The following is a 23,505-nucleotide window of genomic DNA, read 5'->3' as shown; positions in this document are numbered from 1 at the left end:
TGATGTGCTGCATGACCACGATGTCCAAAGGCGCGAACATCCCAGTCCCGACCACCTCGCTGCGTGCGGTGGTCTCCTGGCGGACCGGCGGTGCGCCGGACGTCGACGTTTCCGCCCTGCTCCTGGCCGACACGGGCAAGGTGCGCGGCGAGGAAGACTTCATCTTCTACAACCAGCCCACGCACCCGTCGGGCGCGGTCGCGCACGCCGGCAAGCAGACCGGCGCGGACGGCACCGCGACCGACGCCATACGAGTCGACCTGAGCCGCGTGCCGGCCGACGTCGTGCGCATCGTCGTGGGCGCGTCGGCGGACGGCGGCACGTTCGGCCAGGTGCCCGGCCTGGCCCTCAAGCTGCTCGACGAGGCCGGTCGCGAGCACGCGGTGTTCGACATCGCGGACGCCACGACCGAGACCGCGTTCCTGTTCGGCGAGCTGTACCTGCGCAACGGCGCGTGGAAGTTCCGCGCCGTCGGGCAGGGGTACGCGTCCGGCCTGGCCGGCCTGGCCACCGACTTCGGCATCGCGGTGGACGCCGAGCCGGAGCCCCCCGCGGCCCCGCAGGCACCGGCCGCCCCGGCGGCCGGGTACACGCCGCCGCCGATGCCGCCGTCCGCGGTGCAGACGGCCCCGAACCCGGCCGTGCGCACGCTCCCGACGGCGCCGGCCGCGCCCGTCGTGGCGCCGCCCGCGCCGCAGCAGCCCGCAACGCAGCAGGCGGCCCCGGCGTCGGGTGCGGTCAGCCTGAAGAAGCAGAAGCTCGTCAACATGGAGAAACGTCTCGGCGAGGAGGGCCACGGGCGGCTCCTCGACCTGACGAAGAAGGCCGCGGTCAGCCTGGAGAAGCGCGGCCTCGGCGAGCACACCGCGCGCGTCGCGCTGTGCCTGGACATCTCCGCGTCGATGCAGAACCTCTTCCAGTCCGGCAAGGTGCAGGCGCTCGTCGAGCGCGTGCTGTCGCTCGGCCTGCGCTTCGACGACAACGGCGAGGTGGACGTCTTCCTGTTCGGCCAGAACGGGCACGAGGCCGGCACGCTGAACCTCAAGCAGTACCAGGGCTGGACGAACCAGATGCTCCAGCGCTACCCGCTGGAGGGCGGCACCGACTACGCCGCGGCGATGCGGCTGCTGCGCGAGAGCTACTTCAAGACGTCGGGCCCGCGGCACGCGCCCCTCGCCGACCGCGTTCCGGTGTACGTCATGTTCATCACGGACGGCATGACCAGCACCGAGCAGCTGACGCGCGAGCAGGTGACGTACTCCAGCTACGAGCCGATCTTCTGGCAGTTCATGGGCATCGGCCCGTCGCCGAAGGCGGTCGACAAGGTGGACCCGTCGGCCACCGTGCAGACCGGGCCGAAGAAGAAGCCGAAACTGTCCGAGCGGCTGCAGAACAAACTCATCGAAAAGCTCACCGGCGGTTTCGCGTTCCTGGAGGAACTCGACAACCTTCAGGGCCGCTACACCGACAATGCGGCGTTCTTCGCGGTGACCGACCCCGCGAACCTCACGGACGAGGCGCTGTTCGACCTGATGATGGAGGAATACCCCGACTGGCTGAACCGGGCGCGGAGCATGGGCCTTCTGATCGGCTGAATCTCCCGGTGTCCGGCCCGGGAATTCTCCGGGGTTACCCGGGATTCTCTGGGATTTCCCGGGATTGCTACCTGATTCACCGTCAGCCCCGGTGCCTGGCAACGCATTTGCCTTGCCAGGCACCGGGGCCGACGTCGTCCCGGGACCGAACGCGGATTGCTTCCGCCGGGGGTTCTCCGGCGCGGGATGCCGGAGTTCGCGCGGTCGATTGGCCATGATCGGAAGACCACGTGTCCGAACGTCCGGAGGAACCACCCGTGAGCAGCGTTCCGAGCATCACCCTGAACAATGGCGTGTCGATCCCGCAACTCGGCTTCGGGGTATGGCAGGTGCCTCCGGCCGAGACCGAGGTGGCGGTGCGCGCCGCGCTGGACGCGGGGTACCGCAGCATCGACACGGCCTCGGCGTACGAGAACGAGAGCGGCGTGGGCGCCGCGATCGCCGCCTCCGGCATCCCGCGCGAAGAGTTGTTCGTGACCACCAAGCTGTGGAACCGCCGGCAGGGATACGACACCACGCTTGCCTCGTTCGACGACAGCCTGGCGAAGCTCGGGCTGGAGTACGTCGACATGTACCTCATCCACTGGCCGATGCCGGCCGCCGACCGGTACATCGACACGTGGCAGGCGTTCGAGAAGCTGTACGCCGACCAGCGGATCCGCGCGATCGGGGTGTCGAACTTCCAGATCCCGCACCTCGAACGCCTCTTCGACGGCTCCGGCGTGGTCCCCGCGGTGAACCAGATCGAGCTGCACCCGTACCTCCAGCAGCGCGAACTGCGGTCCTTCCACGACGAGTTCGGGGTGCGGACCGAGGCGTGGAGCCCGCTGGCGAAGGGCGGCGCGCTGCTCACCGACACGGTGATCACCGGGATCGCCGAGAAGCACGGCCGCACGCCCGCCCAGGTGGTGCTGCGCTGGCACGTACAGCAGGGCACGATCGTGATCCCGAAGTCCGTCACGCCGTCGCGCATCGCGGAGAACATCGCGGTGTTCGACTTCGACCTCGACCAGGCCGACAACGAGGCGATCGCGAACCTGGACCGGGGCCGCCGTACGGGCCCCGACCCGGACACGTTCAACCTCGGTTACGACGGCTGACCGGGCCGCCGGCACACCCGCACCTCGACGGGGCGGCGTCCGCGGCGCATCGCGCGCCCGACGCCGCCCCACGCCACGTGGCAGGCGGCGATGAGCGCGGGGAACGCGCCGCCGGAGACCAGCGCGTCCACGTCAGCCGCCGAGGATGCGGGCCTTCTGCGCCGCGAACTCGGCGTCGTCGAGAACGCCTTGGTCGCGAAGCCGGGCGAGGCGTTCGAGCTGGTCCACGACGGGGTCGCCGGCCGGGGACTGCGGGGCGGACTGCTGGGCGGGCGGCGGCGGGGCGGAAGGGCCTTGCGGAGCGTACGCCTGGGCCTGCTGCTGCTCCGCCTGGTACTGCGCCGCGGCGTCCTGTTCGGCCATCCGGTTCGCCTGGTGCTCGCGTACGCGTCCGCTCACCGCGGAGGCCGTTCCCGCGACCACGGCGGTGCGTACCGCGGCCCCCAGCAGCCCGGGGCCGCGGCGGGCCATCATGGGTCCTCGCATCAGCATGGCTTCGCTCCTGTCGGGCGTGTCGTGCCTGTGGTGCCAGTCGTGCCTGTCTCGCCTGTCGTGGCGGCTGCGGCCGTGGCGGCCGCGACGCGTCCCGTGCCGGTCAGGCGCCCTGGGCGGCCACGGCCATCAGGGCGGCTTCCGCGGTCTCGGCGGGGATGCGCTCGAACGCCGCGACGCGGCCGTCCGCCCGCCCGATCGCCGTCGCGATGCGCGCGGCCCAGGTGTTCTCGAAGACGATGACCGCCGCCGACGAGTCGGCGGGCAGGTCGGCCGCGATGAGGTCGATGTCCTCCTGGTTCAGGAGGCCCGCGATGGTGCCGTCGACGTCGTCGAACGCGGCGACGTCGGCGGGGTCGAGGGCGTCCAGCTCCAGATGGGTCGTCTCGCCGTCCGCCGTCTTGCGCACGAAGGTGAGGTCGAGGATGCGGATCGTGCCGCTGTTGACCAGGGCCGCGAGGGCGGGCCCGATCTCGCCTCGGAATTTGCTGCCGGGGAACTCGACCACGATGTAGTCGACAGGTCCCAGATCCATCGTGCCTCCGCCGCCTTCCGGGATCACGGACATCACGGGCATGACGAACGCCCCGGAAACCGCGCGTACAGCGAGTACCGCAGATACCCCGGATGCCTCGAGTACCTCGAATGCCACGGGCATCGCGGAATCCCCCGGTGGCGTCCTGATGATCAGTCAAACCCGGGCCCCGGAGGCCCGCAACAGGAGAGTGGCGTGGTGCTGGTGTGGCGGGATCGGTCCGCCGGGCACAGCATGGAAGCGGCTTTGGAGGGAGCATGGGCGCGCGGGCGAGGACGACCGAGTCGGGCTGGTGGGTGGCGCTGCGGGCGCTCGTCACACTGGTCGTGGTCGTCGTGGCGTACTACGTGCTGCCGGACGACACCGAGGACACGTCGTTCGTGCTCCGGGCCGTGGTCTTCGCGCTGTGCGTGCTGGGCCTCGCCGTGATGATCCTGTTCCTCATCACCCGCGACAACCGGAGTTCGCTGCCGGCCCGCGCGGAGGGGCTGCTGCTGACCGTGGTGGTGAGCATGGTCTTCTTCGCCACCGTCTACTACCGGTTGGCGCAGGACGACGGGCAGTTCAGCGGGCTCGTCACCCGGACGGACGGGCTCTACTTCACCTTGGTGACGACGGCGACCGTGGGCTACGGCGACATCATCCCGTCGGGTCAGTCCGCCCGCGTCGTGGTGATGGTGAACATCGTCTTCAACCTGGTCTTCCTGGGCGCGGGCGTGTCGGTCGCGCTCGACCGCATCAAGCAGCGCCGCAGGGGTGCCGCGGCGGCTCCGGATTCCGCCCCGGGCTCTGCCCTGGATTCGCCTGCGGACTCTTCCTCGGGTGCGCCCGGGAAGTCGGCGCCGGGTTCGGATCCGGACGAGCCTCAGGCGTGACAGTTCGGCTCAGGGTCGGCGGTCAGCCGGCACTGCGGCCGGGTCGTCCACCTGCGCGTCGCCACGCCCGCGCTCGGTCGCGGAGTCCGTGTCGGGCCGCGCGCCGGTCTCGGCAATCGCGTCCGGCGATCCGTCCGCGTGCCCTTCGGCCAGTTCCTTGCCCCGGCCGCGGAAGTACAGCGTCGCCACGGCGATGAGCAGGACGCCGACCGTGGCCATCACGACGACCGTCGTGGAGAGCCCGTTGCGTACCGATGCGCCCGCCGCGACCTGGACCATCGTGGCCGGCAGCAGGCCTATCACCGAGCCGACGACGAAGTGGCGTACCCGGATCCCGGTGGCGGCCGCGCCGTAGTTGACCACGAAGCCCGGCATCACCGGCACGAGGCGCAGCACGACGACGGGCAGTACGCCGTGCCGCGTCAGGCGGGCGTCCAGGTCGGCGAGGGCCTGCTTGCGGTGCATCCAGCCGCGTACCCGGTCACGGCCCATGCGGCGGCCGACGCCCAGGGCGATGACGCTGCCGAGGACGGTGCCGGTCATCGCCACGGCGGTGCCGGTGACCGCGCCGAACAGCGCGCCCGCGGCGGGGGCCAGCAGCGTCTTGGGGACGAAAAAGGCCACGCAGAGCGCGCAGATGACGATGAACAAGGTGATGACGACGGGAGTCGGGTATTCGGTCCAGGCTCCGTGGGTCAGCCAGTCGCGCAGCGCGTCGAGGATGCCCGTGACCGTGTCGGCCGCCCAGCCGAAAAGGTCGCGCACGGCGTCGACCATGTGTGCGCCCCCTCCACCCGGTCGTCGTGCGCCACTCAACCCGCCGATTGTACGGGTGGCCCGGGCGCCCCCGTGCCGCCTCGTGCTAAAACCTAGTGGTCAGTAGGTTTTCATGGGACGATGTGTGGGTGGGCCGTCCCCGTCGCGCCCACGTGCTCGACCCCGCCCAGGAGGCAGTGAAGATGACCCAGACCAGCGCGGACTCGGCCCGCAACACCTTCCGCGGCGGCGCCACCGCGCCGTACGAGGACCCCTCGCTCCCGGTCGCGGAGCGCGTCGAGGACCTGCTCGGCCGCATGACGCTGGAGGAGAAGGCGGGCCTGCTCTTCCAGACCATCGCCGTGATGGGCGAGGACGGAAAGCTCATCGAGGACGCCGCCGAATCGCCCATGGGCACGCCGACCGTGCGGGACATGGTCGAGGCGCGGCGGATGAACCACTTCAACCTCATGGGCGGCGCCGACCCGACGCAGATAGCGGCGTGGCACAACAAGGTCCAGGAGATCGCGCTGGGCACGCGCCTGGGCATCCCGGTCACGATCTCGACCGACCCGCGCCACCACTTCACCGACAACCCGGGCACCGCGATGCTGGCCGGGGGCTTCTCGCAGTTCCCGGAGACGTGCGGGCTCGCGGCGATCGGCGACGAGAAGCTGGTCCGCGACTTCGCCGACATCATGCGCCGCGAGTACCTCGCGGTCGGCATCCGCGTCGCGCTGCACCCGCAGATCGACCTGGCCACCGAGCCGCGCTGGGCGCGCATCAACGCCACGTTCGGCGAGAACGCCGAGCTGACCGGGCGCATGGTCGCGGCGTACATCGAGGGCGCGCAGGGCGGGGAGCTGGGCCCGGACTCGGTGGCGACGATGACCAAGCACTTCCCGGGCGGTGGACCGCAGAAGGACGGCACCGACCCGCACTTCGCCGACGGGCGCGAGCAGGTCTACCCGGGCGACAACTTCGCCTACCACCTGGAGCCGTTCAAGAAGGCCCTGGCGGCGGGCACCTCGCAGATGATGCCGTACTACGGCATGCCGGTCGGGACCGACCTGGAAGAGGTCGCCTTCGGCTTCAACAAGGGTGTCATCACCGGCCTCCTGCGCGAGGAACTGGGCTTCGACGGCATCGTGTGCACCGACTGGGGCCTGATCAGCGACGCCGAGATCTTCGGTACGGCGTACCCGGCCCGCGCCTGGGGCGTCGAGCACCTGACCGAGCCCGAGCGCGTGCAGAAGGTCATCGAGGCCGGCTGCGACCAGTTCGGCGGCGAGGCCTGCCCCGACCTCGTCATCGCCCTGGTGCGCGACGGCAAGGTGAGCGAGGAGCGCATCGACGTCTCGGTGCGCCGCCTGCTGCGCGAGAAGTTCGTGCTCGGCCTGTTCGAGAACCCGTTCGTGGACGTCGAGGCCGCGGACGCGATCGTCGGCACCCCCGAGTCGCTCGAACTGGGCCTCGTCGCGCAGGCCCGGTCGGTCACCCTGCTCAAGAACGGCACGGACGCCCCGGTCCTGCCGCTCGCGCAGGGCACCAAGGTGTACGTCGAGGGCGTCGACGCCGAGCTGGCCGCCGCGTACGGCACCGTCGTCGCCGCGCCCGAGGACGCCGACGTGGCGATCCTGCGCACGCGCACCCCGTGGGACCCGGCGAACGGCCCGTTCGAGGCGTTCTTCCACTCCGGTTCGCTCGCCTTCGGCGAAGCGGAGCTCGCCCGCATCCTCGAACTGTGCGGCAAGGTGCCGACCGTCGTCGACATCTACCTGGAGCGCCCGGCGGTCATCCCGGAGATCGCCGAGGCGTCCGCGGCGCTGGTGGCCAACTACGGCGCGGCCGACGGCCCGCTGCTGGACGTGCTGTTCGGGCGCCGGACGCCCGAGGGCCGACTGCCGTTCCAGCTCCCCCGTTCGATGGCCGACGTCGAGGCGCAGCGCTCGGACGTACCGAGCGACGGCACGGACGCGGTCTACGAGTTCGGCCACGGGCTGTCGTACTGACAGCCGCGGCCGGGCCGTCCCGGAAACCGCGCGACCCCGCAGCGGAGTGTTCCGCCGCGGGGTCGTCGCGTTCCCGGGCGGACGGGCACACTTGGGGTCACGGCGGGGCCGGCCGGGCCCGGGCGGGCTCGGCGGCTGCGCGGCGGAGGGGGCGGGCGATGACCGGATACAGCCATCAGAAGGACGACGTGCTCAAGCGGCTGCGCCGCATCGAGGGCCAGGTACGCGGCCTCCAGCGCATGGTGGAGAACGACACGTATTGCATCGACGTCCTGACCCAAGTGTCGGCGGTGACACGGGCGTTGCAGTCGTTCGCGCTCGCTCTGCTGGACGAGCACATGGCGTGCTGCGTGTCGGAGGCAATCGCGGGTGGCGGCGAGGACGCCGAGGAAAAGGTACGCGAAGCCTCGGCCGCCATCGCACGCCTGGTGCGGTCGTAGAGGTGCGCTCGGCGCGGGGGGGCCGGCGTCGGTCAGGCTCCGGCGGGGTTGGTGCCTGTTGCCTGCTGCTTGACGTAGCGGCTCCACGGGCGCAGCAGCACCGGTCGGGTCCACAGCAAGTGGCCGCCGCCGGGCGGCGAGACGACGCCGCCGCGCGCGGGATCGCCCGCGAACCACACCTTCGAGCCGTCGCACGGCGCGAGCCGGCGCGCGCGGCGTGCGGTGGCGACGACCGCGAGCACGTGCTGCGCGCCGTCGCGTGCGGGGTCGATGAGCACCACGACCGACTGGTTCCCCGCGGTGGGATACGTGGCGGGCGCGTGGAAGCGGCAGGCACAGGCGACCCACGGGTGGCGGGCCAGCACGCGGTGCATGCGCGCGGCCTGCACTTGCGTCACGAGGCCGAACACCCCGGCGCAGCCCGCCGCGAGGATGGTCGCGAGGGTCCATACCGGCGGCAGGTCCGTCTGCCGCTCCAGGATCCAGGCCGCGGCGTAGAGCGCTCCGCCGAGCAGGATCAGCGACCAGGCCCGGAGCCGGTATCCGCGCAGCGCACGACGCGTACCCGGTTCGGCCAGCGCCGACCCCTCGGGCGGCGTCGGCACCAGGGACTTCATGGCCGTCAGCCTATGGCCTGACCGGCGGGTCCTGACCGGCATGTGGAGCGGTGGACGGCACAGACCTCGGGTGGCCTGCCTCAGGCGCCTGCCACGGCGGGTCGCGGCGCGCGCACCGCGGCCTTTCACCGGAACGGTTGCACCGGCAAACTCGCCACGAACTACCAGGCGCCCGCTACGTCGCTGCCATCTTCCTTCGGCTCCACCCGTGATCCGTCAGTCGTCAGCGCCGAGGCCGCCCGCTACAACCAGCTCTCGCCCGCCGAATTCGCCGGTGAGCATGGGCATGGCGGCAGCGATCGCTTCCTTCGCCTCGGGCAACTGCAGCGATGCGTCGTGGTGGTCCTTCGATTGCCAGACCTCCATGACCACGATCGTGTCCGGATCATCGGCGGCCATGCTGACGACGTAGCTCTCGCAGCCGAGCTCGCGGAGACTCTCGACTCCGGAGAGCAGGATCGCCACGACGCCGTCGCGCATGCCGGGCTGGGTCTTCATCGTGCCGATGTAGCCATAGGTCATGCCAAGCCGCCTTCCTCGGAGCTGCCGTGACTCGGCACCATCATGGCCGACCCTCCAGCCAGCGCACCCGGCCCCCGCCGCGACGAGGTGCACCGCCCAATCAACCTGCCGGGAGTCAGGCTTTGCGAGCGTGGCCGAAGTAGGTCACCTTCGGCGGGGAGCTTGGGGCAAGGACGAAATCCACGCGTCGTGCGATCTCTTCGTCGTCGATCTTGCCGCGGCGGCGGGCGAGGGTGGCTGCAACAAGCGCGCACCCACTCACAGGCTTGAAGCCGCCAATTTCCTGGTCGCGGAATCCCTCGGATGCCAGTGCGGCGGTTACGGCACTCGGCGGACGCAGCCTCGCGGACGTGTAGCGGTCCGGCGGCATGATGCGTGTCGGAGGAAATTTCTGGAAGGCGCCCAGGTACACCAACTTTGCGATGCCTGTGCGGTTCACCGTGTCATAGATCACCAGGCCTCGTGACTGCACCAACGCGCCGATGGCCGAAGTCACCTCGTGAAGGTCTTCGGAGACCTCCAGAGTGTCGGCGACGTAGACCAGGGCGTACGTGTCGCCTGCCGCAGCCAGCTCATCCGCCGTCGCGGTCAGGTAGCGCACCGGCGGTGTCGGTTGGTCGACCGCGGCGAGAGCGGCGTCGGTGGCGCGCTGCGAGGGATCCGCGGCGGTCACCGAGAACCCGCGCCCGGCGAGGGCCCTGGCGAGGAGGCCGCGCCCACTGCCGATCACCAGCACCGGGCTGCCCGGCGCGAGGGGATGCCGGGCAAGGACATCCTCGATGTACGTCATCCGGACCTTTTGAAACGTGACCGCACGGATGTGGCGACCGTCGATGGCGTTGGGCGCGAGGGAATCGAGTTCGACGAGCGGGGGATGGGCCACAGTGCCTCCCGTTGACAAGGTGAGTTCCCTGAAGGAACTCGTCAGCGACAGCCTAGGTTCCCAGAGGGAACCTGGCTAGGCTGCCTGCCATGACCAGGAAGCCGCTGGCCGACGTGGCCTGCTCCATCGCGCGAGCCACCGACCTTTTCGGTGACGCGTGGACTGCGCTGATCATGCGAGACGTGCTGGCCGGGGTCACGCGCTTCGATGACCTCGCGCACGACCTGGGGGTCTCCCGCAAGGTCCTCGCCGCCCGTCTGGCGCGGCTGGTCGACGAGGGCGTACTGACCCGGGAGCGCTACCAGGACCACCCGCCCCGAGAGCACTACCGGGCGACCGCGAAAGGCGAAGACCTGTACCCGGTGCTCTTGGCCCTCATGGCCTGGGGCGACCGCTGGTACGGCGAGCCCGCCGGGCCGCCGACGCGCATACGGCACACCACCTGCGGACGGGACACCAACGCCGTCGCAGTTTGCACGCACTGCGGTGAACCCCTCACGGTGCACAACTCGGACCAACTTCCCGGGCCCGGCGGCCGTGTGGGCCCAGGCACCCGGGTTCTCGGCCCGTTGATCGCCTCACGTGTGGAACGTCGGCAACCCCCTGGGACTGCCGTCGCCGACCCCGACGGGCACACCGCGCCCTAGGCCTGCATCGGCGCGGGATCCGCACGGTCATCCCCGAAACGGCCGGCCAGCAGGTCAAACGGGCACGGGGGGCGACACGCGGAGCAACCGGCTAACTGACAGGCGCGGCAACGGACGGAGCGACGGGCGAAGCAACCGGCTCACCGACAAACCGGGCGACAGGCGAAGCGACAGGCGAGGCGACGGGCGAGGCGGTGGAGGAAGCACCCGGCGCAGTGACCGGCCGGGTGACTCGGAACAGGCTTCCGGTCAGGCAGCCGCGCGCGGTGAGTGTGCCGACGACGACCCATGCGGCGACGAGTGCCGCGTACAGTGCCACGGCCAGTGCCTTGAACGCCGTCGAGCCGGTGTGCGCGGCCAGGCCGGCGGCGCCGGTGACGCAGGTGCCGAGCGGGAAGGTGAAGCCCCACCACGTCATGGCGAACGGGAGTTCGGTGCGGGCCGTGCGCAGCGTGATCGCCGCGGCGAGGGCCAGCCACAGGAGGGCGAAGCCGAGCACCGGCACGCCGTACACGACGGCGAACGCCTCGAACGCACGTGCCTGTTCGGCGGGGACGGCCAGGTGCGCGACTGACCCGAGGGTGTTGGCCGCGGTCACCGACTGGCCGAGCGGCCCCAGCACGATCCACAGCGTCGGCACCATGACCGCGGGCCCGATGCGGTGCAGGAGCAGCCGGGTCCAGATCAGTGGCAGCAGGGCGAGGGTCGCGAGCAGGCTGATGCCGAACATCGCGTAGCAGGCCAGCATCAGCCCCAGGCGGGCCTGCCCGTTCGCGATGTGCGGGATCAGCAGGGGGCCGGTGGCGGCGGAGACCATGGGCGGCACGACCGGCATGAGCCAGGTGGCGAACACGCTTTCGAGGTTCAGCGTGTGTCGGGTGATCATGAGGTACGGGACGAGCACGGTCGAGGCGAGTCCGGCGAGCGTGCCGAGCGTCCACAGCACCGTGCCGATGCCGAGGGCGGTCGAGGTGCCGAGCAGGTCGGGGCCGAAGGTGACGGTGCCGGCGGCCACCGTGAGCAGGGCCATCGGCGGCGCGCCGTAGAAGGGGGCCATTGCCGGGTTGAGTGCGTGTCCCCGGGCCGTCTCGCGGTGCCGGGTCCAGTGCACGGCGGTCGCCGCGACGAGGGCGGCGAGCATCGCGGCGGCGAGCAGCCAGACCGCGAAGGCGAGGGTGTGCAGCCCGGTGATGTGCACGGGCAGCGTGGCGGCGGCGTTGGCGACGATGCCGGTGCCCATGACGGCCGCGAACCAGTTGGGGCCGATGCCGCGGAACGCGTCGGCGGGGCGGTCGAGCTCGCGGAGGAGGCGGGGGCGGGTCACGGCGGTCGTGCTCATGGCTCCAGCCTGGTCCGGCGGGGTGGCCCCCGGTAGCGGCCTCGCGTCGATGAGGTCATAAGGCGGCCTTATGACCGGTCTCATACGCTGGTGCCGTGCCCCTCTCTTCCCGCATGCCCGACCTGCCCGCACTCGAACTGCTGCTCGCGGTGGCGCGGCTGGGCTCGCTCGGCCGCGCCGCGGCGGAGGCGGGGATCTCGCAGCCCGCCGCGAGCGCGCGCATGCGTACGCTCGAACGCCTGGCCGGGGTGCCCCTCCTCGAGCGCACGCCGCGCGGTTCGGTGCTGACCCCGGCCGGTGTACTGGTCACCGAGTGGGCGGGGCCGCTGCTGGACGCCGCCGACGAACTCGACACCGGGCTGGCCGCCCTGCGCGAGGACCACAACACCCGACTGCGCGTCGAGGCGAGCCTGACCGTCGCGGAGTACCTGCTGCCGCGCTGGCTGGTCGCCCTGCGCGAGGCGCTGCCCGGTGTCGCGGTGTCGCTGCGGGTCGGCAACTCGACCGATGTGGCCGCGCGCGTGCTGGCCGGCGAGGCCGACCTCGGGTTCACCGAGGGCGTACGCGCGCCGGGCGGCCTGGACTCGGCAGTGGTGGCGCACGACCGGCTGACCGTTGTGGTCGCGCCCGGGCACCGGTGGGCGCGCCGCCGCTCGCCGCTCCCGGCGGCGGAACTCGCGGCAACGCCTTTGGTGCAGCGCGAGCCCGGGTCGGGGACGCGCGAGGTGTTGGCCGCGGCGCTGGCCCGGCACGGCACGCTGGCCGCCGACCCGCTGCTCGAACTGGCCTCCACCACCGCGCTGAAGGCTGCCGCCGTCTCGGGTGCCGGGCCCGCGGTGCTCAGTTCGCTCGCGGTCGCCGACGACATCGCCTCGGGCCGTCTCGTCGCGGTGGAGGTCGCGGGCCTGGCGTTGTCGCGTTCGCTGCGCGCGGTGTGGCCGCACGGCACGCACCCGACGGGTCCGGCGCGGGAGTTGCTGTCGCTTACTCGGGGCACCGCGTGACCGCGGACGCACCGCGGCTGGGCGGACGCCGCGGCTATCGTGGCGGAATGCCGACCGCCCTGCTGCTGCCCTGCGACCCGCTCAACCCGCGGCGGGCCGACCCGCACTTCGCCCGCGAGGCGGCCGCGGCGCGCGAACTCGGCTGCGCGGTGGCGTACCTCGACCACGATGCGGCGGTACGCGGCGACGTGTCCGAGGCGGTCGCCCGCGTACCGCGCGGGCTCGGCGATGTCCGGTACCGGGGCTGGATGGTCACGTCGGAGGCCTACGCTGCGCTCGACGCCGCGCTGCGGTCCCGCGGCGCCCGGCCGCTCACCTCCCCTGCCGCCTATCAATCGGCCCATGAACTCCCGGGCTGGTACGAACACTTCCGCGACCACACCCCGGCGAGCCGGATGATCCCCCTCCCTCCCGGCGGACTCCCCCGCGAACTCCCGGCCGCAGCCCGGCTCGCCGCGGAGGCGGCGGCCCTGCCTCCCGGGGCCGGGATCGTGAAGGACTGGGTCAAGTCCCGCAAGCACGAGTGGCACACAGCGTGCTTCGTACCCGACCTGACGGACACCGCGAACTTGGCGTCGGTGGTCGGCGCGTTCCTGGACGGCCAGGGCGAGTTCCTGGTCGGCGGCGTCGTGCTCCGTGCCTTCGAGCAGTTCACCGGGCCCGAGGCACGCGTGTGGTGGGTCGACGGGGAGCCGGTGTTGGTGACGCCGCATCCGGATGCTCCGGACACCCCGGCCGACGCGCTTCCCGACGTTCTGGACACGCCTGCCGTACGGGCGGCCGTACGCGCGCTCGGCGCTTCGTTCGTGACGACCGATCTCGCCCGACGCGCGGACGGTGTCCGGCGGATCGTCGAGGTGGGCGACGGCCAGGTGAGCGACCTGCCGTCGAGCGCCGATCCGGCGGGCCTGCTGCGCCCGCTGCTGGTCGGCGGGCCGGGCGCGTAACTCGCCGTGCCACGCTGCGGAGTCACGCGGGTCACGCCTGGAGGACGAGGGTGGTCACCGTCCCGTCGACCCGGGCCGCGGCCGCCGGGGCGTGCAGTGTGCGGCTGAGGAACACGCCCGGTGTCATGCCGGTCGCCGTGCGGATCTCGCGGTTCAGGTGCGATTGGTCGTAGAAGCCCGCGCGCGAGGCTATTTCGGCCGGCGGGCGTCCCGCGACGAGCAGTCGCATCGCGTGTTGCAGGCGCAGCACGCGTGCGGCGGCCTTGGGTGCGAGGCCGAGCTGTTCGCGAAAGCGTCGCTCCAACTGCCGTTCGCTCCAGTCCAGCTCACGCGAGAGGTCGGCGATCGGCATGGTGCCCGCCGAGCCGACGAGCAGGTCCCAGGCCCGCAGTATGCGGGGCGCGGGCCCCGGGCCGTCCTCCACGCGGCGCAGCAGGGAGCGGTCGAGTTCGGTGAAGCGCGAGGGCCAGTCGGGGATTTCGGCCAGTCGGTCGGTGAGGCGGCGCATCATGGTCCCGGCGACGTCGGTGGGGTCGACGAGGCGTTCGGTGAGTTCGTGCATGGGCACGCCGAACATCGCGTACGCCGCCCACGGCAGCATGACCACCTCGATGCCGTGCACGGTCCCCGAGTGCACCCCGATGACCGAGTTCGTCCGTATGCCGGCCAGCAGCGACGTGTACGTCCTCCGCGGCGCGCCCGCCGGGTCGGCGGCCCGGCCGGCTCCGACGGCCCCGATGGTGATGCGGTGGTCGAAGCCGAGCAGCAGGGTCGCGAACCCGACCGGGAGTTCGAGGCGTTCGCGCGGTCGCCCGGCGTGGATGCGGAAGCCCCGGTAGAACTGCACGCCGGGACGTAACCGCGGGTGCGGCGGGACCTGCACGACCTCGTGCAGGGGCGACACGACAGAGCGGTACGGCATGGCCGGCCTCCGGCGGGATCCGAGCGAGCCCTTCCGTCACCTGCCCCCTGGTGCCGGGGCGTACGACCGTGCCAAGACGGGGACGTCACGGGGTTGCGGGAACGCTCGGGATGCTAGCGACGCCACGACCGTACGGAAAGACCCCAACCGGGGGTCTTGGGTGTGTTCTGTGCCATCTTGGCGGAACGTTTGCGTCCGTTTCCGCCCAGCCTGCCTCCGCACACTGTTCAGCAACGGCCGGAATGCGATCAGTTTCGGTCAGCGACCGGGTCGGCCGCCGCATCGCGGTACGCGGCCCGCAGCTCGGTCTTCTGCACCTTCCCCGTGGCGTTGCGCGGCAGCACGTCCACGACGGCAATGCTGCGCGGCACCTTGAAGTTCGCCAGCCGCGCCCGCAGCCACGCGCCGATCTCCTCCGGGTCGGCCTCGGCCCCCGGGCGCGGGATGACGTAAGCGCGCCCCACCTCGCCCATCCGGTCGTCCGGCACGCCGATGACCGCGGCCTCCGACACCGCCGGATGACGGGCCATCACCTGCTCCACCTCGGCGGGCGACACGTTGAACCCGCCCACGATGTAGATGTCCTTGAGCCGGTCGGTGATCGCGAGGTTGCCGCGCGCGTCGAGGTGTCCGATGTCGCCGGTGTGCAGCCAGCCGTCGAGGTCGATCGCCTCGGCGGTGGCCTCCGGGTCGTCGAGGTAGCCGCGCGTGACGTTGTAGCCGCGCACCCAGATCTCCCCCGGTTCGCCGACCCCGACGTCGTGGCCCTCGGGGTCGACGACGCGCACCTCGACGGACGGCAGCGCGCTGCCGCTCGTCGCGGCCACCGTCGCCGGGCTGTCGTCGTCGCGGCACATCGTGGCGGTGCCGTGGCACTCGGTCATCCCGTAGGCGGTGATGAAGTTCGTGAACGGCAGTTCGGCGAGGCAGCGTTCCACCAGGCGCACCGGGACGACGGCCGCGCCGGTCGCGGCGAGGCGCAGCGAAGACAGGTCGTACCGCGACCGGTCCGGGTGGTCCAGGAGCGCGGAGAACACCGTGGGGGCGCCGATCAGGACGCTCACCCGCAGCCGGTCCACCAGCTCCAGCACGGTCGCCGGGTCGAAGACCGGCAGCGGCAGGATGGTGGCCCCGCGGATCAGACAGGACAGGATCGCGGACTGGCCGCCGGTGTGGAAGAACGGCAGCGGGACGAGGTAGCGGTCGCCCTCCTGGATGCCCCAGATGCCGCTGTACGCCGCGTACAGCCGGACCAGCGCCCGGTGGTGCAGCAGAACGCCCTTGGGGCGCCCGGTGGTTCCCGAGGTGAAGATGATGTGCGAGATGTCGGTCGGCCGGATGCCGTCGAGGACGCCGAGTGCCTGTTCCTCGTGCACCTGGTCGTACGCCGCCATGAAGTCGTCCCACGGCGAAGGCCCGTCACCGTCCACGCGCGGACCGGCGCCGGAGATGTCGACGACGTACCGCAGCAAAGGCAGGCCCGGTACGGGAGTTCCCTCGGTGCCCCCGGTGCCTTCAGTGCCCCCGGTGCCTTCAGCGTCCTCGGCATCCGCAGCCGGCGCACCCGACCCGGTCTCAGCCGCCGCGGCGGCAGTCGGCGCGGCGGCATTTGCCCCAGAGGCAGTCGGCGCGACGTCAGTTGCCCCGGAAGCAGCTGACCCGGCGGCGTCGCGCAACGCGCCGAAGTAGTCGTACCCCAGGAAGTCCTGGTGCACGAAAAGCGCCACGGCCGCGGAACGGCGGAGCAGGTCGGCGGCCTCCTCGCCCCGGTAGCGCGTGTTGACGGTCACCACGGTGGCGCCCGCGCTGATGGTGCCGAGCGCGGCGACCAGCCACCGCGCCGAGTTGGGCGCCCAGATCGCCACCCGGTCACCGGGACGGACCCCGTGCGCGATCGCGGCCCGCGCGAAGTCGAGGACCTGGTCCCCGAGCTGACGGAAGGTCAGCGTGACGTCGCCGTCCACCACCGCCTCGGCGTCCTCGTAGCGGTCGGCGGCCGACCGTACGAGATGGGCGACGGTCTGCTTCATGGGTGTGTCCTTCCGAGTGCCGCAAGCCGGTCGGCGAGGACCTTTCCGACCTCGTTGCGGGGCAGGGCGTCCACCGTGACATACCGAACCGGAGCCTTGAAGGGGGCGAGGTGCGCCCGGCACCATGCGTCGAGTTCGGCGGGGTCGGGCGGGCGCGGTCCCCGGGGCACGACGAAGGCGCAGGGCACCTCGCCGAGGCGGTCGTCGGGGATCCCCACCACGGCCGCGTCGGCGACCCCCGGGGCCAGCCGCAGAACTTCTGCGACCTCCGCGGGGAACACCTTGAGGCCGCCGCGGTTGATCATGTCGGAGACCCGCCCGTCGATCCACAGGAAGCCCTCCGGGTCCACCCGGCCGACGTCGCCGGTGCGGAACCACCCGTCGGCGGTGAGGCGTTCGCCGAGACCGCCCCCGTCGGCGTAGCCCGATGCCATCGCGGGTGTCCGCACCCACAGCTCACCCGAACCACCGGTACCGGCCTCACCGCCCTCGGCGTCCACGATGCGCAGCGCGACCCCGTCGTGCGGGCGGCCGACCGCACCGAGTTTGGACTCGCCGAACTCGCGGGCGTCGGCGGCGTTCCAGCCGACGATCTCGCCGCCGATCTCGGTCTGGCCGTAGCAGTTGAGCACGGTCACACCGAAGCGGTCGCGGAACCGGCGGGCCTGGAACGGCGACAGGGGTGCGGTGATGCTCCGCACGTACCGCAGGGGTGCCAGGTCGCCGATGGCCTCGTCGTCGGTGAGCATCACCATCGCGGCGGGCGGCAGCACGACCGAGCGGATCCCGAACCTGCGGACGTACGCCACGAACCGCGTGGTGTCGAACCGCTCCATGAGCACCACCGGAGCGCCGACGCGAAACGCGAAGAGCACGTTGTAGATGCCCGCCCACAGGGACATAGAGGTGGGGATGAGGTTGGGCATCGGTACGGCCGGGCGGGCGCGCCCGGATCCCACCAGGCGTGCGAGAACCGGCTCCAGGAGTGCCGAGATTCCGCTGTGGCGCAGCAGAACGGGTTTGGGGCGTCCGGTGGTTCCGGAGGTGAACTGGATGAGGGCGGTGTCCGGGTCGTGCGTGGGAGCCAGGTCCGCGCCGGGCTCGGGGCTGCGTGCCGGGACGGGCGGGGACCACGTGAACGCGGCCCGCACACCGCCGGTTTCGGCCGTGTCGGGCGCGCCGGGTGTGCCGGGCGCGCCAGGTGTGCCGGGTGTGCCGGGCCTGTCGGTGGTGACCGGTTTATCGGCCGTGCCGGGCACGCCGGACGGGGCGGCGTCGGCCAGGACGACCGGGTGGCCCGGGAAGCGTCCGGCGCCCGCCCGGTCCGTGACGACCAGCGCGGGCCGTACCTCGGCCAGCACGCGCTCCACCTCGGCGTCGGTCAGGCGCGGATTGAGCGGGACGTACACCGCGCCCGCCCGCCACACTCCGAACAGCGCGGCGATCGCCTCGGCGCCGTCGCCGGGCATGACCGCGACCGCTTGCCCCTCGCGTACGCCCGCTCCGCGCAGCACCCCCGCGAGCGCCCACGCCGCGTCACGGAGCGCGGCCCGGGTCACCTCGCGGGTGTCGGTGTAGACGGCCGTCGTACGCGCGTCGTCCTCGCGCGGCGCCAGCAGGTCGGTCAGCCGCACGCGGCACCTCCGGACGGCAAGTCGGGGCGGTCGGCGGCCTCTTGGCGGCCGCTCATGTCTCCGCGTCGTTCCCGGCCAGGGGCGGTGCCCACCGCGGCTCGCGCTTCTCGGCGAAGGCGCGGGGGCCTTCCTCCTGGTCCGGGTGGCCCCACATGGAGACGAGTTCCTTGGCGCCGGCCTTGCAGGCGTCGGTGAGGCCGAGTTCGAGCGCGCCCCACAGGGCGCGCTTGGTCGCGGCCATCGCGGCGGGCGAGTTCCGGGCGATCTTCTCGGCGAGTTCCTGCGCCACGTCGCGCAGCCGCTCGGGCGGGTCGACCACCTCGCCGACCATGCCGAGTTCGAAGGCGCGCCGGGCGGACATGCGCTCGTGACGGCCCGTCAGCGCCATCCGCATCACCGCCTCGAACGGCATCTTGCGCAGCAGCCCGATCGCCTCGATCGCCACCACCTGCCCGACCGAGACGTGGGGGTCAAAGAACTGGGCGTCGGATGCCGCGATCACGATGTCCGCGTCCGCCACCCAGTGGAACCCGCCGCCCGCGCACAGCCCGTTGACCGCCGTGATGACGGGCTTCTCCACCCCCTGGTGCCAGGCGGTGAAGTGCACGTCGAAGTCCTCCATGGACTGCCGGTAGCGCTCCATGCCGACGCCGTCCCCGGCGATCTCGGCGACGTCCACCCCGGTCTGGAAGGCGCGCCCCTCCCCGGTATGCACGATCACCCGGACCTCGGGGTCGGCGTCCAGTGCCTTCCAGGCCACCGCGAACTCGTCGCGCATCGCGCTGTTCATGGCGTTGAGCCGGTCCGGCCGGTTGTTGACCAGCCAGCCCACGGGGCCGCGCCGCTCCAACCTCAGGTACTCCAGATCGGGGTAGGTCACCGCGTCGTCCCTTCGTCGCCCTTGCGGGTCTCTCGCGCGTCATCTGCCGGCGGCTCGGTCGGAGGCTCCGTCGGAGATTCTGTCTGCGGCTCGGTCAGATGCTCCGTCAGAAGCTCTGTCGGACGCTCTGTCAGGAGCTCTGCCGGAGGCTCCGACGGAGGCCGGGGCTCACCTGGTCGTTCCAGCGCCCGCCACAACGCGGCTTTGGCCGCCGCGAGCCGTTCGGGTGGATTGCGGGCGATGGTCAGGGCCAACTCCCGGGCGGCGTCCCGCAGTCGCTCGGGCGGTTCGACCACCTCGCCGACGATGCCCAGTTGGTGCGCGCGCCGGGCCGACAGCCGTTCGTGACGGCCGGTCAGCACCATGCGCATGACGGGTTCGAACGCGGCGCGGCGTACGAGAGTGACGGCCTCGGACGCGGACACCTGCCCCACCGTGACGTGCGGGTCCAGGAACACCGCGTCGGACGCCGCCAGTACGACGTCGGCGTCGGCGACGAAGTGCAGTCCGCCGCCCGCGCACACGCCGTTGACGGCGACGACGACGGGCTTGGCGACCTTGTTGTGATGGCCTGTCAGGCGTAGCTCGGAGCGCTTCGTACGCCGGGACTGCTCGCGCAGCGCGGCGGGGTCGCGGGCGAGCTGCGCGACGTCGAGTCCGGTCTGGAACGCGGCGCCGTTGCCGGTGTTGACGATGACCCGTACGTCCGGGTCGTCGTCCAACTCCCGCCATGCATACTCCAGTTCCTCCAGCATCGCGGCGTCCATGGCGTTGCCCCGGTCCGGCCGGTCGAAGACCAGCCAGCCGACGGGTCCTTCGCGTTCCACGACCAAGCGCGTGTAGCGCCGGTCCGATGTGGTGCCCGTGGTCGCAGCCGTCATGGGTCAGCTCCGGGGGATCTCGCGCCAGGGCGTGTGGAGCCAGGGATCGGGTTCGCGGGGCAGTCCCAGGACACGTTCGGCCAGGATGGTGCGGTTGACCTCGGAGGTGCCGCCTTCGATGGTGTTGGCGCGGCTGCGCAGCATGCCCTTGACCTCGTGCGGGAGAGTGTCCTCATAAGACGCGTCGGGGTCGTGGGTCTCCCAAGCCTGCCCCGACGCACCGAGAAGTTGCGCGGCCATGGCCTGCATGCGCTGGTTCAGCTCGCCCTGGTGGACCTTCCCGATGGAGCTCTCCGGGCCGGGTGCGCGTCCGGCCTTGACGCCGTCGCGGACGCGGTCGTTGGTCCAGGCGCGGATGCGTTCCTCGCTGTAGAGCTTCATCAACTCCTGCCGTACCACCGGGTCGTCCCAGCCGCCGCGGCGGCTTTCGGCGCTGATTCGGCGGGCCAGGGCGAGCAGGTGCGCGACGCCGGACCCGCCGATGCGGTCCACCCCGCCGGACCCCGCACCGGAGACCATCTGCCGCTCCCCCGACAACGTGGCGCCGGCGACCTTCCAGCCGTCGCCGACCGCGCCGATGCGGTACGCGTCCGGGATCCGGGCCCGGTCGAGGAAGACCTCGCTGAACTCCGACTCACCGGTCATCGTCCGCAACGGCCGCACCTGAACACCGGGCTGACGCATGTCCAGCAGGAAGTACGTGAGCCCCTTGCGCTTGGTGCGGTCGGGGTCGGTACGGGCCAGCAGCACTCCGAAGTCGGCGCGGAAGCCCCAAGTCGTCCACACCTTCTGCCCCGTCACCAGCCAGTCGCCCGACGCCGGGTCCTGTTCGGCGCGGGTGGCGAGGGAGGCGAGGTCCGATCCGGCGCCGGGTTCGCTGAACAGCTGGCACCAGAACTCCTCGTTGCGCACGATCGGCCGCAGGAACCGGAGCTTCTGCTCGTCGGTGCCGTGCGCGAAGATCGCCGGTGCCGCGTTGCCGAGGCCGAGGGGGTTGAGCCGGCCGAGGTTGTAGGGGCGCAGCACCTCGTCGGCGGCACGCGCCTGCTCGCGGGTCAGACCGAGGCCGCCGTACTCCGGCTCCCAGGTGGGGGCGACGAGGCCCGAGCGGCCGAAGACCGGGTACCAGGCCTCGTATTCGGCGCGGGAGCGGACCTCGCGGATCGCGGCCCGGCCGCGCGGCGCGGCGGCGATCCACGCGGCGGGTACGTACCGTTCCACCCACGCGGCGACCGTCTCCGCGACCCGGGCGGGGTCGGGGAGGAGCAACCTGCCGTCGTCGTCGACGAGGTCGGCCACCGCGGTCACCGTCCCTCGAAGTTCGCGGGCCGTTTGCCGATGAACGCCGCCATGCCCTCGCGGAAGTCCCGGCTGCGCGAGGAGAGTTCCATGGCGAATCCCTCGTCCCGCAACTGTTGGTCGAGGGTCGCCGAAGCACCGTTGTGCATAAGCCACTTGGTCAGGCCGAGAGCGACGGTCGGCCCGGCGGCGAGCTGTGCGGCGAGGTCGGCAGCGGTCTTGTCGAGGTCGTCGGCGGGCACGACTCGGTCGACGAGCCCCCAGGTGTCGGCGACATCGGCCGGGACGCGTTCGCCGAGCAGCAGCATCTTGCGCGCCCGGACCTCGCCGATCCGCCGGGGCAGCAGCCAGGTGACCCCGCTGTCCGGGGTGAAGCCGCGGGCCGAGAACGGTGCCCAGAACCGCGCGTCGTCGGCGGCGACGGTCACATCGGACGCGAGGGCGAGGGCGAGGCCGATGCCGGCCGCCCAGCCGCGTACCGCGCACACGACGGGAACCTGCACGGTGAGCACGAGGGGGATGAGCCGGTGCGCCTGGGCGGGCAGGCGGCGCTGGATGCTGCCGACCCGCGGCTTGCGGCCCTCGCCCTGCGTCTCCTCGGCGGCGTTGCGCTGCACGATGTCCGCGCCGGTGCAGAAGTGCGGGCCCTGGGCGGACAGGAGGACCGCTCGGACGGCTTCGTCGTGGCCCGCGGCGTCGAGGGCGGCGATGAGGCCGGCGACCATGACGTCGTCGAGCGCGTTGCGCTTCTCGACCCGGTCGAGGGTCAGACGCAGGATCCCGGTGGCCGGGTCGAGGGCGGTGTCGAGGCCGGGGACGGGCCGGTAGGCGTCGTTCACGGGGTCTCCTCGTCGCGGTCGCGGGCGGCGAACTGCTCGGCGGCGGCGTGCAGTGCGCCGGTGAGGTCGGTGGCGCCGCCGGGCGGGTCGGGCAGGCGAACGGCGCCGTGCTCGCGGCTGGGCAGCAGCACGGTGGCGTGGCCGGGGGTGGTGGTCTCGCCGCGCTGGTTGACCGCCGCGAGGTCCAGGTCGACCGCCGGGCGGCCGCCTTCGGCCAGGTACTTGCGGACCACGGTGCCGCGCAGCCACTGGGTGTCGCCGGTGTAGTTGAACGCGCGGAACTCGCAGTCGAGTTTCCACAGCCACGCGTCGTCGCCCATCCAGTCGGTGCACAGGTGGATGAGCCAGTTCTCCCGCATCCGGCCGTAGTCGAACGTGGTGGCGTTGCCCGAGCGCTTGGCGAACTCCGGGTCCCAGTGGATGCGTTGCATCACGTCGGGGATGCCCTGCGGGTCGCGGTGGTAGAAGCGCGGGATGCGGCGCCGGTTGGCGGCCGCCAGGCGCAGCGGTTTGACACCGTACATGCCCATGCCCATGCCGACGTGCCAGCAGACCGTGTCCGTGACGGTGAAGGGCCCTTTAACCAATGGGCCTATGGCGTCGCCGACTTCGACGTCCTCCCACCAGCGGGGCTCGGCGCCGCGCGGGCGCTCCGCCTCGTACTGCGCCTCGATCGCGGCGATCTCCTCCTCGGTGTAGGAGGCGGGTTCGACGGCCTTCTCCCGGCCGGTGCCGCGGGCCTTGGACCGCTCGGTGCGGATCATCAGGCGGTACTGGCCGCTCAGCAGCGCCCCGGTCTCGTCGCCGAAAACCTGACCGGTCCACTCGTGCACGGCGCGTTCGGCGAATGCGCTCGCCTTGTCGTGTACGCCGACCAGCGCGTTGCGGCGGAACACCCGGCGGTTGGGCACCAGCGGCGCCCACCACTCGCGCATGCTCGCGGAGTAGAAGGCGTGCACGCCGCGCAGCGGGTCGCCCTTCATCAACGCCTTTTGCTCCTCGGCGACTTCGGCGACCTCGTCCTCGCCGATCAGGGAGTCCCCGCCGACCAGGGCGGGCGGCGCGATCGGGCCCTTCCAGCGGGTCTGCGCGCCGTAATCCGGGTCGCACCAGAGGGGGTTGTCGTCGCCGTACGCCTCGGCCACGTGCCGGAACGCGTCGATGCCCGGCAGCCGGTAGTGCGGCGGCACCGTGTGCGGCTCGGGGACACCGATACGCGCACGGAGTCGATCGATCGCGGCATCCGTGATGGGCAT

General features: G+C 71.9%; 24 protein-coding genes. 8 read left to right on the top strand and 16 right to left on the bottom strand.

Annotation, left to right across the window (positions count from 1 at the left end):
* Positions 1-11 precede the first annotated feature (11 nt).
* Together ACWD12_RS24035 and ACWD12_RS24030 are read left to right on the top strand one after the other, a co-directional pair.
* The gene (locus ACWD12_RS24035; protein WP_358352202.1) at positions 12-1,595 is read left to right on the top strand and encodes a VWA domain-containing protein; all 1,584 of its coding nucleotides are present in this window, start codon (positions 12-14) and stop codon (positions 1,593-1,595) included.
* A gap of 257 nt (positions 1,596-1,852) precedes the next feature.
* Entirely contained in the window at positions 1,853-2,695 is an 843-nt protein-coding gene (locus ACWD12_RS24030) for an aldo/keto reductase (RefSeq protein ID WP_450101255.1), read from the top strand.
* Here the strand turns inward: ACWD12_RS24030 and ACWD12_RS24025 are convergent.
* The 3 genes from ACWD12_RS24025 to ACWD12_RS24015 all read right to left on the bottom strand — a co-directional run bounded on the left by ACWD12_RS24025 (position 2,683) and on the right by ACWD12_RS24015 (position 3,722).
* A complete protein-coding gene (locus ACWD12_RS24025) occupies positions 2,683-2,826 on the bottom strand; it encodes a hypothetical protein (protein ID WP_450101254.1) in 144 nt (47 codons plus the stop codon). The two genes, ACWD12_RS24030 and ACWD12_RS24025, sit on opposite strands and share 13 nt — an antisense overlap.
* Before the next feature lies 1 nt (position 2,827).
* A complete protein-coding gene (locus tag ACWD12_RS24020) occupies positions 2,828-3,187 on the bottom strand; it encodes an SHOCT domain-containing protein (RefSeq protein WP_450101253.1) in 360 nt (119 codons plus the stop codon).
* A gap of 103 nt (positions 3,188-3,290) precedes the next feature.
* Positions 3,291-3,722, bottom strand: a complete 432-nt coding sequence (locus ACWD12_RS24015) for a DUF6325 family protein (protein WP_450101252.1) — start codon at positions 3,720-3,722, stop codon at positions 3,291-3,293.
* Positions 3,723-3,979: 257 nt separating this feature from the next.
* Here ACWD12_RS24015 and ACWD12_RS24010 point away from each other — a divergent pair, with 257 nt between their 5' ends.
* Positions 3,980-4,597, top strand: a complete 618-nt coding sequence (locus tag ACWD12_RS24010; protein ID WP_450101251.1) for a potassium channel family protein — start codon at positions 3,980-3,982, stop codon at positions 4,595-4,597.
* A gap of 9 nt (positions 4,598-4,606) precedes the next feature.
* Here the strand turns inward: ACWD12_RS24010 and ACWD12_RS24005 are convergent, their stop codons facing one another.
* Complete coding sequence (locus ACWD12_RS24005) at positions 4,607-5,374, bottom strand: TVP38/TMEM64 family protein (RefSeq protein WP_450101250.1); 768 nt, start codon at positions 5,372-5,374, stop codon at positions 4,607-4,609.
* Between the two features lie 182 nt (positions 5,375-5,556).
* Between ACWD12_RS24005 and ACWD12_RS24000 the strand changes: the two genes are divergently transcribed.
* Both ACWD12_RS24000 and ACWD12_RS23995 read left to right on the top strand, forming a co-directional pair.
* Complete coding sequence (locus tag ACWD12_RS24000) at positions 5,557-7,365, top strand: glycoside hydrolase family 3 protein (protein ID WP_450101249.1); 1,809 nt, start codon at positions 5,557-5,559, stop codon at positions 7,363-7,365.
* Positions 7,362-7,805 carry a metal-sensitive transcriptional regulator gene (locus ACWD12_RS23995; protein WP_450101323.1) on the top strand — a complete coding sequence of 148 codons (444 nt, stop codon included), beginning with the start codon at positions 7,362-7,364 and terminating at the stop codon, positions 7,803-7,805. The genes ACWD12_RS24000 and ACWD12_RS23995 overlap by 4 nt, the downstream gene beginning before the upstream one ends.
* Before the next feature lie 32 nt (positions 7,806-7,837).
* Here the strand turns inward: ACWD12_RS23995 and ACWD12_RS23990 are convergent, their stop codons facing one another.
* The 3 genes from ACWD12_RS23990 to ACWD12_RS23980 form a co-directional block, all read right to left on the bottom strand.
* Positions 7,838-8,422 (bottom strand): hypothetical protein, encoded by a 585-nt coding sequence (locus ACWD12_RS23990; protein WP_358352189.1) that lies wholly within the window; start codon positions 8,420-8,422, stop codon positions 7,838-7,840.
* A gap of 216 nt (positions 8,423-8,638) precedes the next feature.
* Positions 8,639-8,944: a putative quinol monooxygenase gene (locus ACWD12_RS23985; RefSeq protein WP_450101248.1), complete on the bottom strand. Its 306-nt coding sequence runs from the start codon at positions 8,942-8,944 to the stop codon at positions 8,639-8,641.
* A 115-nt stretch (positions 8,945-9,059) separates the two neighbouring features.
* A complete protein-coding gene (locus ACWD12_RS23980; protein WP_450101247.1) occupies positions 9,060-9,827 on the bottom strand; it encodes a class I SAM-dependent methyltransferase in 768 nt (255 codons plus the stop codon).
* Positions 9,828-9,916: 89 nt separating this feature from the next.
* Between ACWD12_RS23980 and ACWD12_RS23975 the strand changes: the two genes are divergently transcribed.
* The gene (locus ACWD12_RS23975; protein ID WP_450101246.1) at positions 9,917-10,474 is read left to right on the top strand and encodes a winged helix-turn-helix transcriptional regulator; all 558 of its coding nucleotides are present in this window, start codon (positions 9,917-9,919) and stop codon (positions 10,472-10,474) included.
* 91 nt (positions 10,475-10,565) lie between these two features.
* Here the strand turns inward: ACWD12_RS23975 and ACWD12_RS23970 are convergent, their stop codons facing one another.
* The gene (locus ACWD12_RS23970; protein ID WP_450101245.1) at positions 10,566-11,813 is read right to left on the bottom strand and encodes a TDT family transporter; all 1,248 of its coding nucleotides are present in this window, start codon (positions 11,811-11,813) and stop codon (positions 10,566-10,568) included.
* A gap of 113 nt (positions 11,814-11,926) precedes the next feature.
* Here ACWD12_RS23970 and ACWD12_RS23965 point away from each other — a divergent pair, with 113 nt between their 5' ends.
* Positions 11,927-12,817: a LysR family transcriptional regulator gene (locus ACWD12_RS23965; RefSeq protein ID WP_450101322.1), complete on the top strand. Its 891-nt coding sequence runs from the start codon at positions 11,927-11,929 to the stop codon at positions 12,815-12,817.
* Positions 12,818-12,864: 47 nt separating this feature from the next.
* A complete protein-coding gene (locus ACWD12_RS23960) occupies positions 12,865-13,764 on the top strand; it encodes an ATP-grasp domain-containing protein (protein WP_450101244.1) in 900 nt (299 codons plus the stop codon).
* A 31-nt stretch (positions 13,765-13,795) separates the two neighbouring features.
* On the opposite strand, the gene ACWD12_RS23955 is transcribed toward ACWD12_RS23960, so the two are convergent.
* The 8 genes from ACWD12_RS23955 to ACWD12_RS23920 all read right to left on the bottom strand — a co-directional run bounded on the left by ACWD12_RS23955 (position 13,796) and on the right by ACWD12_RS23920 (position 23,505).
* Entirely contained in the window at positions 13,796-14,686 is an 891-nt protein-coding gene (locus ACWD12_RS23955) for a helix-turn-helix domain-containing protein (RefSeq protein WP_450101243.1), read from the bottom strand.
* Between the two features lie 248 nt (positions 14,687-14,934).
* Positions 14,935-16,716, bottom strand: coding sequence for an AMP-binding protein (locus ACWD12_RS23950; protein WP_450101242.1), 1,782 nt, complete (start codon positions 16,714-16,716; stop codon positions 14,935-14,937).
* Positions 16,713-18,350 (bottom strand): class I adenylate-forming enzyme family protein, encoded by a 1,638-nt coding sequence (locus ACWD12_RS23945; protein ID WP_450101241.1) that lies wholly within the window; start codon positions 18,348-18,350, stop codon positions 16,713-16,715. Before ACWD12_RS23945 ends, ACWD12_RS23950 begins: the two co-directional genes overlap by 4 nt.
* A 52-nt stretch (positions 18,351-18,402) precedes the next feature.
* Positions 18,403-19,230, bottom strand: a complete 828-nt coding sequence (locus ACWD12_RS23940; protein ID WP_450101240.1) for an enoyl-CoA hydratase/isomerase family protein — start codon at positions 19,228-19,230, stop codon at positions 18,403-18,405.
* A complete protein-coding gene (locus ACWD12_RS23935) occupies positions 19,227-20,111 on the bottom strand; it encodes an enoyl-CoA hydratase/isomerase family protein (RefSeq protein WP_450101239.1) in 885 nt (294 codons plus the stop codon). The genes ACWD12_RS23940 and ACWD12_RS23935 overlap by 4 nt, the downstream gene beginning before the upstream one ends.
* A 3-nt stretch (positions 20,112-20,114) precedes the next feature.
* Positions 20,115-21,410 carry an acyl-CoA dehydrogenase family protein gene (locus ACWD12_RS23930; RefSeq protein ID WP_450101238.1) on the bottom strand — a complete coding sequence of 432 codons (1,296 nt, stop codon included), beginning with the start codon at positions 21,408-21,410 and terminating at the stop codon, positions 20,115-20,117.
* Between the two features lie 5 nt (positions 21,411-21,415).
* The gene (locus ACWD12_RS23925) at positions 21,416-22,249 is read right to left on the bottom strand and encodes an enoyl-CoA hydratase/isomerase family protein (RefSeq protein ID WP_358352166.1); all 834 of its coding nucleotides are present in this window, start codon (positions 22,247-22,249) and stop codon (positions 21,416-21,418) included.
* Positions 22,246-23,505 (bottom strand): FAS1-like dehydratase domain-containing protein, encoded by a 1,260-nt coding sequence (locus tag ACWD12_RS23920; RefSeq protein ID WP_450101237.1) that lies wholly within the window; start codon positions 23,503-23,505, stop codon positions 22,246-22,248. Before ACWD12_RS23920 ends, ACWD12_RS23925 begins: the two co-directional genes overlap by 4 nt.

The organism is Streptodolium elevatio, from assembly GCF_053592165.1.
This window is presented reverse-complemented; position numbering and strand designations above follow the sequence as displayed.